We start from the raw sequence: 12687 nt of genomic DNA on the forward strand, positions 1-12687 counted from the left end.
AGGTTATTTCAGCCCCAACGCCTTGGCGACGCCGGCGCCGTAGTCCGGGTGCACCTTGGTGAACAGCTCGACCTGACGGCGCTGGATCTGTTCCGGCACCTGCGACAGTTCGCCGGCGATGCGGGTGAACATGCGCTGGTGCTCTTCGGCGCTCAGCAGGTTGAACAGCGCGCGCGGCTGGCTGTAGTAATCGTCGTCTTCACGATGGTTCCAGTGGTCGGCCGCGCCCTCAATGCTCAGCGGTGGTTCGCTGAAGTCCGGCTGCTCCTGGAACAGGCCGAAGCTGTTTGGTTCGTAGGTGGCGCCATTGCCGCTGTTGCCGTCCACGCGCATCGCGCCGTCGCGATGGTAGTTGTGGAACGGGCACTTGGCGCCGTTCACCGGGATCTGGTGGTGGTTGACGCCCAGACGGTAGCGGTGCGCATCGCCATAGGAGAATAGACGGCCCTGCAGCATTTTATCCGGCGAGAAACTGATGCCCGGCACCACGTTGGCGGGGTTCATCGCCACCTGCTCGACCTCGGAGAAGTAGTTGTCGGGATTGCGGTTCAGCTCGAAATAACCGACGTCGATCAGCGGGTAGTCGCCGTGCGGCCACACCTTGGTCAGATCAAATGGGTTATAGGGCGTCTGCGAGGCCTCGTGTTCCGGCATGATCTGAATTTGCAGCTTCCAGCGCGGGAAGTCGCCGCGTTTGATCGCCTCGAACAGATCGCGCTGTGAGCTTTCGCGATCCTTGGCGATGATCGCTTCCGCTTCTTCATCCATCAGGTTTTCAATGCCTTGTTCGCAGCGGAAGTGGAATTTCACCCAGAAGCGCTCGTTGGCGGCATTGATAAAGCTGAAGGTGTGGCTGCCGAAGCCGTGCATGTGGCGGTAGGACTTCGGAATACCGCGATCGCTGAAGTCGATGGTCAGCTGGTGCAGTGATTCCGGCAGGTGGGAGAAGAAGTCCCACTTGTAGACCGGGTTGCGCAGGTTGGTATGCGGATCGCGTTTCACCACGTGGTTGAGATCGGGGAATTTCAGCGGATCGCGCAGATAGAACACCGGCGTATCGTTACCCACCAAATCCCAGTTGCCTTCTTCGGTATAGAACTTCATGGCGAAGCCGCGAATGTCGCGTTCGGCGTCGGCGGCGCCGCGTTCACCGGCGACGGTGGAGAAGCGGATAAACATGTCGGTCTGCTTACCGATTTCGGAGAAGATCTTGGCGCGCGTGTAGCGGGTGATGTCGTGGGTGACGGTAAAGGTGCCGTAGGCGCCGGATCCCTTGGCATGCATGCGGCGCTCGGGGATGACTTCACGGTCGAAGTGGGCCAGTTTTTCCAGGAACCACACGTCCTGCAACAGCATCGGGCCGCGTTTGCCTGCGGTGATCACGTTATTGTTATCGACAACCGGGGCGCCGGCTGCGGTGGTCAGTCCTTTCTTGCTCATCACTTGCTCCTTATCGTAGTGCATTTAAGTAAAGACTCGGGCGGTTTAAGCGTTCATCAGCATAGTCCTTTGGCGGGGCTTCTTCCCCTGACCTCGGTCAAAGCCACTACTAGTTGTAGCCCTATTGCCGAGCGACGGCAAATAGGTCTCGGTTATCGTTGGCATCGCCTTGACGAATATAGATTGTTGTTTGCAAATATTTACATTTATTTGATTATTGAAGAATTTTTTCGTTTTTATCCCTTAAATACGCATTGAGCTTTGGTATAGACTCGTGACGTTATTATTATGCGTTGATTCGATCATTCGGTACGGATGACAAACCAGAGGGAAAGATGATGAAAAAGACTTGGGTCGCGTGCGCGGCAGGATTGCTGTTGGTGACCGGCGCGGCGAACGCCATCAGCGTGTCGGGCGAAGCCGGGCAGCACTACACCAACCTGGGCGTTGGCATGAGCACCGGCTCTTCAGGTCTGGGCCTGACCGGCAACTGGGCGCGCAGCGACCATGACGGCAACGTCGGCAGCGTGGGGTTGAACTTCGGCGTGCCGCTGGGGCCGTTGACGGCGACCGTGGGCGCCAAAGCGCTGTACCTCAGCCCGAAAGACGGGAAGAGCGGCGGGGCGGTGGCGCTGGGCGGCGGCCTGGAGTGGGAGATTAACCGTTACTTCAGCCTGCACGGCGAAGGTTACTTTGCCCCTGAGTCTTTCACCAGCGGCGTGAAGGCCTATAACGAAGCCAGCGGCGGCCTGCGCTGGAAGTTCCGTCCGCTGAGCGTAGACGTGGGCTACCGTTACATGCAGATGGAAGGCAAAGACGGGCGTCGCGACAACACCCTGGCCGATGGCCCTTATGTCGGTGTCGGTCTGAGCTTCTGACGCTCAGCAAAAAGGGGCCATTGCGGCCCCTTTTTCTTTATCATTTCTTGTCTTTCGTCGCTTACCCGACCGCCGGCAGCATGCCGCTGGCGATGCCCAGTTGAATGGCGATCACCGTTACCCCGCAGACAAACACCAGCGCCAGCGCAGGGGTGCCGCCCCAGACGCGATACTGCGCCTGATGCTTTTGGCGGGTTTTCCACACCAACAGCGAAGGCAGCAGCAGCGCCAGCACCGACAGGGCGATGGCGGCGAAACCCAGCGCCAGCACGAAGCCGCGAGGGTAGAACAGCGCGAAGGCCAGCGGCGGCAGGAAGGTGATGGCGCCGGTTTGCAGGCGGCCACGCACGTTATCTTGCCGCTTGAACAGGTCGGCCAGGAAATCGAACAGCCCGAGCGCGACGCCGAGGAACGAGGTCGCCAGCGCCAGATCGGCGAACAGGTGCACTGCCAGTTCAACGTGCGGTGAAGCCACTGCGTCGCGCACCGCTTGCAACAGGCCATTCAGCCCGGCCTGCTGCGCCAGAATGCCGACGAAGGTGTCGGAGCTGATGCTGCCCAGCGTCGCCAGCTGCCAGAAGATATAGGCCATCAGCGGGATGGCGCTGCCGATGATAAACACCCAGCGCAGTTTGCGAATGTTGCCGCCCATGTAGTTGACGATGCTCGGCACGCTGCCGTGGAAGCCGAAGGAGGTGAAGATCACCGGAATGGCCGACAGCGCCAGGCCTTGCTCCAGCGGCAACGTCATCAGGTTGGTTTGGTGGATATTCGGCAACATCAGGCCGAGCATCACCACCAGAAACACCACTTTGGCGCTGAACAGGATGCGGTTGAACAAGTCGACCGAGTGGGTGCCGATGCACACCACGCCGCCGGCCACCAGGGTGAACAGCAGGACGCCGAGCGACACCGGGAAGTCCTGTGACGTCCATTGGCTGATGCTGGTGGCGAGCAATTCGCCGGCGCCGCTAATGTAGGCGGCGGTGAGGGCGTACATCAGGAACATCATGCTGAAGCTGGTCAGCCACTGGCCGCCGCCGCCGAGATAACGTTTGGCGAGGGTACCCAGACCGGTATCCGCCTGTTCATGCTGGTAAACCTCTACCAGCAGCAGCGCGGTGTAACACATCAACAGCCACAGCCCGACCAGTAAGGCCAGCGTGACGCCGAAGCCGACGCCGGCCGCCGCCAGCGGCATCGCCAGCATCCCGGCGCCAATGGTGGTGCCCGCCACGATAAAAACACTGCCAAGAGTGCGATTCTTCACGTTTTTTCTCTACCAGCCGAAAGATTTTGAAAATTATAGGTAACGATTTATGAGGATGGCAGGATAGTGGAAGCCCTAATTTGTGTCAAACCGACGTTACGCATGATGTACAGTAATGTTTACATTGCGGCGAGCTGCATGGCGCATGAGAAACGAACCCATGGCTGAAATTATCCGCAGGCGGCTAGTGAAAAGTTATTTACGGGCTTCTATAGTGGAATGACCAAAAAATGTGGGAGAGATCAATGTTAAGGGTGGAGATGCTCAGCACCGGCGATGAGGTGCTGCACGGGCAAATTATTGATACCAACGCCGCCTGGCTGGCGGACTACCTGTTCCAGCAGGGCGTGCCGATGAGCGGGCGTGAAACGGTCGGGGACAGCCTCTCTGCGTTGATCGAGATCCTGCAGGAACGCAGCCACATCGCCGATGTGTTGATCGTTAACGGCGGCCTGGGGCCGACCAGCGACGATCTCAGCGCGCTGGCCGCCGCGAAAGCCAGCGGCGTAGAGCTGGTCGAACGGGCTGACTGGTTGGCGCGCATGGAAGCCTATTTCGCCGAGCGCGGGCGGCCGATGGCCCCTTCCAACCGCAAGCAGGCGCAGATCCCGGCCAACGCGGAAATGCTGGATAACCCGGTAGGCACCGCCTGCGGGTTCGCGCTGCAGCTGAACCAATGCCTGATGTTCTTCACCCCCGGCGTGCCGTCGGAATTCAAAGTGATGGTCGAACAGCAGATCGTGCCGCGTCTGCGCCAGCGCTTCACCTTGCCGGCGCCGCCGCTGTGCCTGCGCCTGACCACCTTCGGCACCTCCGAGAGCGATCTGGCCGCCGAGCTGGACGGCCTGCCGCTGCCGCCGGATGTGGTGTTGGGTTACCGCTCGTCCAGCCCGATCATTGAGCTGAAGCTGACCGGGCCGGAAAGCCGGCGCGCGGAGATGGAGCTGGCCTGGCGACGCGTGCGCGAGGTAGCGGGGGACAACTGCATCTTTGAAGGCACCGACGGGTTGCCGGCGACGCTGACGCAGCGTCTGAATCAGCAAGGGCTGAAGCTGGCGTTGAGCGAGCAGTTCAGCGGCGGTTTGATCAATCTGCAGCTGCAGAGCGAAGGGGCGCCGCTGGCGGGGGGCGAGCTGCTGCCGGCGCACTGCATCGAAACGCTGGAAACGACGCTGGCGCGCGCCCGCTCGCTGGCGGAATTGACCGGTGCGCCGTTGGCGTTGGCGGTCAGCGCCATGCGCGATGAGCAGGTGAGCATTGCGCTGCACACGCCGCGCGGCGGCATTGGCCAGACCGTGCGTTATCGCGCGTCGCGCCACGGCCTGCGGCTGCGGCAGGAGTCGGTGGCGATGCTGGCGTTGGATATGCTGCGCCGCTGGCTGAATGGGGGCCAGGCGTGCGGTAAAAACGCCTGGCTGGAGGTGGTGGAAATTATCGAGTGACGGGTATTGGCGTTGCTGAGTCTCCCGTCTTGTCGGCTTCATCGCGCTGCATCAGCCGTTCGGACGCCAGGCGTGAAAGACGTATTGCCGCGGCGCCTCGCGTTTGCAGCTCTCTACCGTAGTTCCTGAGCGCCTGCGCGGCGCTGTCTGAGTGCGCCAGATGCGCCGCCAGGCTGGCGGCGTCTACCAGCGCGGTGTTGGCGCCGAGCCCACCCGCCGGGCTCATGGCGTGCACGGCGTCGCCGAGAAAGGCGATGCGTTCGCTGCGCCATTCTGGCATCGCCGCTGTAACCTGCACCGTCCGCACGCTGAGCGACAGGGGATCCGCCAGCGCTAACGCCGTTTGCAAGGCGGGCGCCCATCCCTGCGAGATATGTCGTACGCGCGCCTGCAGCGCAGCGGTTCCCTCAGTTCGCACCGGCCCGCCGAGACGCCCAGCCGATCCGATATAGGCCCAATAGAGATAGTCGTCGACCGGTGAGAGGCGGCAATCGGGCGCGTAGTCGGCCGCCAACTGCGCCATGGGGGCCTCAAAGCGCATCGGTTCAAGCACCAGCGACACGCCGTCGGCGAAGATCACCGATACGCCGTTCAGCAGTTCGGGGGCCAATTGGGCTCCGGTCGCCGCATCGAGCGGCGTTTTACCGTAAAGGGTGACCGCGCCGCTGTCTTTGGGCCCCGCCTCAGGCAGGCAGCGCCGCCGTACCAGCGAGTTGACGCAGTCGGCGGCGATCAGCACATCGACCCGCACTTGCTCGCCGTTGGCGAACTGCAGTTCCACGCCCTGCGGCGTTTGTGCAAATTCACGCAAGGTATGGCCGAAGCGCACCTGGTCTTGCAGGCCGGCAAGCAGGATCTCGCGCAGCGTTTGGCGATGAATGCCGAGATCGCCGCTCGGTTCTTGCGTTTGTCGCTGGCTGGAGGGCAACCAGTGCTCGGGGCGTCGGCCGGTGAGCGGGGCAAGCTGCGGATCCCATAGATTGCTCTCGCCGCTGTTTTGCGCGCTGCCGGCACAGAGCAACCGGTAGTGTGCCGGCGGCAGGCAGGCGGCCAGCGCCTGCTGGCCCGACGGATCGATGCGCAGCCGGTAGCCCTGATCGCGCGCCTGCGGCGTGGCGTCGCGTTCAAATACCGTGGCGTGGATGCCGAAGCGGCGCAGTCCCTGAGCCAGACACAGGCCGCCGGGCCCTGCGCCGATAATGCCAATGCTGAGTGTTGTCATCATATTCCCTCGTGAAACAGTGGCCACAGACGGTAGCGGCCGGAAGCATTTCATTATGTCGGTGCAGGAAAAGGTTGGTATAACGGTATCTGGACTAAAAATAGTGATTAGTGGCCAATATGGATGCAAACCTTCATGCCCTCGACGCTGACTGCAGCGAATGGTCCGCGGGCCCTTGGCTTATCGCGCTTGGCGGCCGCGACGCGGCAGGCCGGGAGTATCGGTTGGGCACGCGAGAATACGACTGGCATCAGCATGTGCGTGGGCAGTTGCTGTGCGTCGAAAGCGGCTTGCTGCATGTACGCACGGCGCAGGGCGATTGGGTGCTGCCGCCGCAGCGGGCGGGTTGGATCCCGCCGGGGACGGAGCACCGGGTGCAGGTCTGCGGCGCGCTGAGCGGCTGGAGTTTGCTGCTGGCGCCGGAGGCCTGCCACGATCTGTCGAATACACCTTGCGTTATCGGCATCAGCGCCGTGCTGCAGGCGCTGGCTCAGCGTGCGGAAGGTTGGGACAAACGCAGCGCGCTTACCCTGGAACAGGATCGTATGGCGCAGGTGATGCGGGATGAGATACGGCTGGCGCCGACGGAGCCGCTGTATTTACCGATGTCGTCCCATCCGCGCCTGGCCGGCGTTCTGCAGGCCTTGCTGGCGCAACCGGGGAGCGAACGTTCACTGGAGGCGTGGGCTGAATGGGGGGCGATGTCGCCGCGTACCCTGCGGCGGCTGATGATCGGCGAGACGGGGTTGAGTTTTGCCCAGTGGCGTCAGCAGGCTCGGTTGTCATATGCGTTGGCGAAGCTGGCCGAAGGCGAAACGGTGCTGCAGATTGCGGAGGCGCTGGGGTATGCCTCGCCGAGCAATTTTATCGCCATGTTTCGTAAAGCCTTCGGCGATTCCCCGGCGCGTTATTTTTCCACATCGGCGGGAAAGGGGCGCTAAGCGAAATACTTTGAGGATAGTTATATATCCCTGATTAATCATAATCTTATAGGGGATATTCGCGGTGAGGGAATGCTGTTACTCTCTTGACGGGTGCTTGAGACTGTTCGTCTTGGGCATTGTGTGACAAGGCGGATAGATGAAAGCCCCAGACTGACTCTCAATCAGAATGGGGCTGCACATACCGCCTAGACACCGGTATGGTAGCCCCTTCACAGCAAGGAGGCAAGCATGCGCTTAAGGCATGTATTTCACTCGCTAACCGTTGTATGTATTACGGTTTTGTTATTTATCTGGATGATAAGAGATTCGCTGTGCGAACTGAAAATCTACCAGGAAAATATCACTATCCTGATCAGGTTGGCGTGTGAGGTGAAGCGGTAATCCTAGGGCGGGGGCAACCCCGCCTTCTGGTCTCCAGGCGCGGTTTCCGGCACCCGACTTTACATTTCCAGCTCGATATCCGTCAGCGGTATGCAGCAGCAGGGCAGGATTTCGCCGGCGTTGATAAACGCCAGCGGCTGTTGGCGGTAGGCCACTTCACCTTTCACCAGCTTCAGGCGGCAGGCGCCGCAATAGCCGGAGCGGCATTGGTACTCTACCTGCACATCGTGCAGTTCCAGCACGTCGAGCAGGCAGTTTTCACTGTTAGGGCAAGAGAGCTGCGTGCCGGCGGCGCGCAGCGTTACGGTAGGCGTCGCCATCGCTTACAGTTCGAAGTCGCTCAGGTCGTCGGCGTTGATCTCCGAGTCGATCTGGCCAACCAGGTAAGAGCTCACTTCCACTTCCTGCGGCGCTACCTGCACGTTGTCGGACACCAACCAGGCGTTGATCCATGGGATCGGGTTGGAGCGGGTTTCGAACGGCAGACCGAGGCCGACCGCCTGCATGCGGATATTGGTGATGTATTCCACATACTGGCACAGGATGTCTTTGTTCAGGCCAATCATCGAGCCGTCGCGGAACAGGTATTCCGCCCACTCTTTCTCCTGCTGGGCGGCCAGCACGAACAGATCGTAGCACTCTTGCTGGCACTCCTCGGCGATCTCTGCCATTTCAGGATCGTCCGCGCCTGAACGCATCAGGTTCAGCATGTGCTGGGTGCCGGTCAGGTGCAGCGCTTCGTCGCGGGCGATCAGCTTGATGATCTTGGCGTTGCCTTCCATCAATTCGCGCTCGGCGAACGCGAAGGAGCAGGCAAAGCTGACGTAGAAACGGATCGCTTCCAGCGCGTTCACGCTCATCAGGCACAGGTACAGCTGCTTCTTCAGCGCACGCAGATTGACGGTGACGGTTTTACCGTTCACCTGGTGGGTGCCTTCACCCAGCAGGTGATAGTAGCTGGTCATCTCGATCAGATCGTCGTAGTAGCCGGAAATGTCTTTCGCGCGCTTCTTGATCTCTTCGTTGGTGACGATGTCGTCGAACACCAGCGCCGGATCGTTGACGATGTTGCGGATGATGTGGGTGTAGGAACGGGAGTGGATGGTCTCGGAGAACGACCAGGTTTCCACCCAGGTTTCCAGTTCAGGGATCGAGATCAGCGGCAGCAGGGCGACGTTCGGGCTGCGGCCCTGAATGGAGTCCAGCAGGGTCTGATACTTCAGGTTGCTGATGAAGATGTGCTTCTCGTGCTCCGGCAGCGCCTGATAATCGATGCGATCGCGAGAGACGTCAACCTCTTCCGGGCGCCAGAAGAAGGAGAGCTGTTTTTCGATCAGTTTTTCGAAGATTTCATGCTTTTGCTGGTCGAAACGCGCAACGTTTACCGACTGGCCGAAGAACATCGGCTCTTGCAGCTGGTCGTTTTTGGTCTGAGAAAAAGTGGTGTAAGCCATAAGCCTGAATCCATCGTAACGTGGCTAAATGAAGGGGCCGGAAAATTCCGGCCCGCTAGGTCAAACTTTAGATCTTGCAGGCGCCGCTTTCGCAGTCATCATCGCCGGCCTTGGCAGGCTGCAAATCTTCCTGGGCGTCTTCCGCGCCGTCGCGGGTGTTTTGGTAGTACAGCGTTTTCACGCCGAACTTGTAGGTGGTGAGCAGGTCTTTCAACAGCTGCTTCATCGGCACCTTGCCGCCCGGGAAGCGGGTCGGATCGTAGTTGGTGTTGGCCGAAATCGACTGGTCGATGAATTTCTGCATCAGCCCCACCAGCTGCAGATAGCCGTCGTTGCTCGGCATTTCCCACAGCAGCTCGTAGTTGTCTTTCAGACGCTCATACTCCGGCACCACCTGGCGCAGGATGCCGTCTTTCGACGCCTTGATGCTGATGTGGCCGCGCGGCGGCTCGATGCCGTTGGTGGCGTTGGAAATCTGCGAAGAGGTTTCCGACGGCATCAGGGCGGACAGCGTCGAGTTGCGCAGACCGGTTTCCTGGATCTCTTTACGCAGGGTTTCCCAGTCGTAGTGCAGCGGCTCGCTGCAGATCGCATCCAGGTCTTTCTTGTAGGTGTCGATCGGCAGGATGCCCTGCGAATAGGTGGTTTCGTTGAACCACGGGCAAGCGCCTTGTTCCTGCGCCAGACGGTTGGAGGCTTTCAGCAGGTAGTACTGAATGGCTTCGAACGTCTTGTGGGTTAGGTTGTTGGCGCTGCCGTCGGAGTAGCGCACGCCGTTCTTCGCCAGATAATAGGCGAAGTTGATGACGCCAATGCCCAGGGTGCGACGCCCCATCGCGCCACGGTGCGCGGCCTTGATCGGATAATCCTGATAATCCAGTAGGGCGTCGAGTGAACGCACCGCCAGGGTCGCCAGCTCTTCCAGATCGTCCAGGCTGTCGATCGCGCCCAGGTTGAAGGCGGACAGGGTGCACAGCGCAATTTCGCCGTTCTCGTCGTTGACGTCTTCCAGCGGCTTGGTCGGCAGGGCGATTTCCAGGCACAGGTTGGACTGACGCACTGGCGCGATCTGCGGATCGAACGGGCTGTGGGTGTTGCAGTGGTCGACGTTCTGAATGTAGATGCGGCCGGTAGAGGCGCGCTCTTGCATCATCAGCGAGAACAGCTCAACCGCTTTCACGCGCTTCTGGCGAATGCTGTCGTCTTTTTCGTACTGGGTGTACAGACGCTCGAATTCGTCCTGATCGGCGAAGAATGCGTCATACAGTCCCGGCACGTCGGACGGGCTGAACAGGGTGATGTCTTCGCCCTTGATCAGACGCTGGTACATCAGGCGGTTCAGCTGCACGCCGTAGTCCATGTGACGCACGCGGTTGCCTTCAACGCCACGGTTGTTTTTCAGCACCAGCAGGCTTTCCACTTCCAGGTGCCACATCGGGTAGAACAGCGTTGCCGCGCCACCGCGCACGCCGCCCTGCGAGCAGGATTTGACGGCGGTCTGGAAGTGTTTGTAGAACGGAATGCAGCCGGTATGGAAAGCTTCCCCGCCACGGATCGGGCTGCCCAGCGCGCGGATGCGGCCGGCGTTGATGCCGATACCGGCGCGTTGCGAAACGTATTTCACAATGGCGCTGGAGGTGGCGTTGATGGAGTCCAGGCTGTCGCCGCACTCGATCAGCACGCAGGAGCTGAACTGGCGGGTTGGGGTGCGCACGCCGGACATGATCGGCGTTGGCAGCGAAATCTTGAAGGTGGAAATCGCGTCGTAGAAACGTTTGACGTAGTCCAGACGAGTTTCACGCGGGTAGTTGGAGAACAGGCAAGCGGACACCAGCATGTACAGGAACTGGGCGCTTTCGTAGATCTCGCCGCTGACGCGGTTCTGCACCAGATACTTGCCTTCCAGCTGCTTGACGGCGGCATAAGAGAAGTTCATGTCGCGCCAGTGATCGATAAAGGAGTCCATCTGCTCGAACTCTTCAGCGCTGTAGTCTTCCAGCAGATGTTTATCGTATTTGCCCATCTCGACCATGCGCGTCACGTGAGCGTGCAGCTTCGGCGGCTCGAACTGGCCGTAAGCCTTTTTGCGCAGGTGGAAGATCGCCAGGCGAGCGGCCAGGTACTGATAGTCCGGCGCATCGCGGGAGATCAGATCGGCAGCGGCTTTGATGATGGTTTCGTGAATGTCGGCGGTTTTGATGCCGTCATAAAACTGAATGTGGGAACGCAACTCTACTTGAGAAACCGAGACGTTGTGCAATCCTTCTGCGGCCCAATCGATGACCCGGTGGATTTTGTCGAGGTTGATGCGCTCTTTACGGCCATCGCGTTTAGTTACAAGCAGACTTTGGTTCATGTGGTGTTTTACCTGTCCGTATGGTGCCCCTAAGCAGAAGTGTAGTCGCTCTGCTCAGTATGTAAACACTATATATAGGGGTTGTATGTCGGTGAGGTAACAAGATAGTGAGAAAAAACGGCGTTTGCAAGTGAACAAAACCGGCCTAATTTGTGGATAACTTGGGGGTGAAATGTAACTTGCCGTTCGCAGTGCGCGCCGTGACTGGCGCGACAAGCTTGTCAATAAGCGAGATCAGATTTTCCTTAAAAACTGAAAAAACCGATCGTTTGGCGCTTTATTAAACGTTAGAAAAAAACGGCATATTGATCTGATTTAATATTCTAAAAAACTGTCTACAACCACGATTTTGATCGAAGTCGCGGAAATTAGGTATTTTTCCTAACAGCGCGTTGGCGCCGAACCCCGATAACGCAGGGCCGGCGCGGTTTACAGCGCTCAGCCTTCGTGCTGGGTGTGCACCATGTAGTTCACGTCAACGTTGCGCCCAAGCTTGAAATGATCGGTGATCGGGTTGTAATGCAGGCCGATCATGTGCTTTTCGCGCAGCGGCGTGCCGTCGACCCAGCCGATCAATTCGGAAGGGCGAATGAACTTCTTATGATCGTGGGTGCCCTGCGGCACCATCTTCAGCACGTATTCCGCGCCGATCACCGCCATCAGCCAGGCTTTGGTGTTGCGGTTGATGGTGGAGAAGAACACGTGGCCGCCCGGTTTCACCAGTTGGGCGCAGGCGCGCACCACCGAGGCCGGATCGGGCACGTGCTCCAGCATCTCCATGCAGGTGACCACGTCGTAGCGCTGCGGGTTGGCCTGAGCGTGGCTTTCCACCGTCTCCTGCACATAGGTGACGTCCATGCCGCTTTCCAGCGCGTGCAGCCGGGCGACCTGCAGCGGCTCCGCGCCCATGTCCAGCCCGGTTACCTTGGCGCCTTCGCGCGCCATGCTCTCCGCCAGAATGCCGCCGCCGCAGCCCACGTCGAGCACCTGCTTGTCAAAAATGCCGCCGGCGCGCTGCATGATGTAGTTCAGGCGCAGCGGGTTGATGCGGTGCAGCGGTTTGAACTCGCCTTCCAGATCCCACCAGCGGGAGGCGACGGCCTCGAACTTGGCGATTTCATGGTGGTCAACGTTTTGCACTCGGCTGGATGATTCTGCGTTCATGGGCTTGTCTGGCTCCTTGTTCTCGTTGCGCGGATTATACATGTTCCGGCGCGGCATCGTCTGTGCCGATGCGTTTTTAGCGCACTTATCTGCACAATTTCCGTGAAACAGCGGCGGTTATTTTCCCGTAAAGCGT

11 protein-coding genes are annotated in these 12687 nt (G+C 59.7%); 4 read left to right on the top strand and 7 right to left on the bottom strand.

Annotated elements, in window-relative coordinates; translation table 11 throughout:
* Positions 1–3 precede the first annotated feature (3 nt).
* Entirely contained in the window at positions 4–1440 is a 1437-nt protein-coding gene (gene katA / locus JL05_RS11920; protein ID WP_015378563.1) for a catalase KatA, read from the bottom strand.
* A gap of 338 nt (positions 1441–1778) precedes the next feature.
* Between katA and JL05_RS11925 the strand changes: the two genes are divergently transcribed.
* Complete coding sequence (locus tag JL05_RS11925) at positions 1779–2318, top strand: YfaZ family outer membrane protein (RefSeq protein WP_004935943.1); 540 nt, start codon at positions 1779–1781, stop codon at positions 2316–2318.
* A gap of 61 nt (positions 2319–2379) precedes the next feature.
* Here the strand turns inward: JL05_RS11925 and tyrP are convergent, their stop codons facing one another.
* Positions 2380–3588: a tyrosine transporter TyrP gene (tyrP, locus tag JL05_RS11930; protein ID WP_015378562.1), complete on the bottom strand. Its 1209-nt coding sequence runs from the start codon at positions 3586–3588 to the stop codon at positions 2380–2382.
* A 245-nt stretch (positions 3589–3833) separates the two neighbouring features.
* Here tyrP and JL05_RS11935 point away from each other — a divergent pair, with 245 nt between their 5' ends.
* Entirely contained in the window at positions 3834–5030 is a 1197-nt protein-coding gene (locus JL05_RS11935; RefSeq protein ID WP_033632521.1) for a nicotinamide mononucleotide deamidase-related protein YfaY, read from the top strand.
* On the opposite strand, the gene JL05_RS11940 is transcribed toward JL05_RS11935, so the two are convergent.
* Positions 5020–6255: an FAD-dependent oxidoreductase gene (locus JL05_RS11940; RefSeq protein ID WP_238545842.1), complete on the bottom strand. Its 1236-nt coding sequence runs from the start codon at positions 6253–6255 to the stop codon at positions 5020–5022. The two genes, JL05_RS11935 and JL05_RS11940, sit on opposite strands and share 11 nt — an antisense overlap.
* Positions 6256–6476: 221 nt before the next feature.
* Here JL05_RS11940 and JL05_RS11945 point away from each other — a divergent pair, with 221 nt between their 5' ends.
* Entirely contained in the window at positions 6477–7193 is a 717-nt protein-coding gene (locus JL05_RS11945) for an AraC family transcriptional regulator (protein WP_238545843.1), read from the top strand.
* Positions 7194–7424: 231 nt separating this feature from the next.
* The gene (locus tag JL05_RS25830; RefSeq protein ID WP_004935921.1) at positions 7425–7577 is read left to right on the top strand and encodes a Hok/Gef family protein; all 153 of its coding nucleotides are present in this window, start codon (positions 7425–7427) and stop codon (positions 7575–7577) included.
* Positions 7578–7636: 59 nt separating this feature from the next.
* On the opposite strand, the gene yfaE is transcribed toward JL05_RS25830, so the two are convergent.
* The 4 genes from yfaE to ubiG all read right to left on the bottom strand — a co-directional run bounded on the left by yfaE (position 7637) and on the right by ubiG (position 12551).
* Positions 7637–7897 carry a class I ribonucleotide reductase maintenance protein YfaE gene (gene yfaE, locus JL05_RS11955; protein WP_033632524.1) on the bottom strand — a complete coding sequence of 87 codons (261 nt, stop codon included), beginning with the start codon at positions 7895–7897 and terminating at the stop codon, positions 7637–7639.
* A gap of 3 nt (positions 7898–7900) precedes the next feature.
* Positions 7901–9031: a class Ia ribonucleoside-diphosphate reductase subunit beta gene (gene nrdB / locus JL05_RS11960; RefSeq protein WP_004935915.1), complete on the bottom strand. Its 1131-nt coding sequence runs from the start codon at positions 9029–9031 to the stop codon at positions 7901–7903.
* 67 nt (positions 9032–9098) lie between these two features.
* Entirely contained in the window at positions 9099–11387 is a 2289-nt protein-coding gene (gene nrdA / locus JL05_RS11965; protein ID WP_033632525.1) for a class 1a ribonucleoside-diphosphate reductase subunit alpha, read from the bottom strand.
* A 438-nt stretch (positions 11388–11825) separates the two neighbouring features.
* A complete protein-coding gene (ubiG, locus tag JL05_RS11970; RefSeq protein ID WP_033633617.1) occupies positions 11826–12551 on the bottom strand; it encodes a bifunctional 2-polyprenyl-6-hydroxyphenol methylase/3-demethylubiquinol 3-O-methyltransferase UbiG in 726 nt (241 codons plus the stop codon).
* Positions 12552–12687 lie beyond the last annotated feature (136 nt).

Origin of the sequence: Serratia nematodiphila DZ0503SBS1 (assembly GCF_000738675.1) — a bacterium.
Taxonomy (GTDB): Bacteria; Pseudomonadota; Gammaproteobacteria; order Enterobacterales; family Enterobacteriaceae; genus Serratia; species Serratia nematodiphila.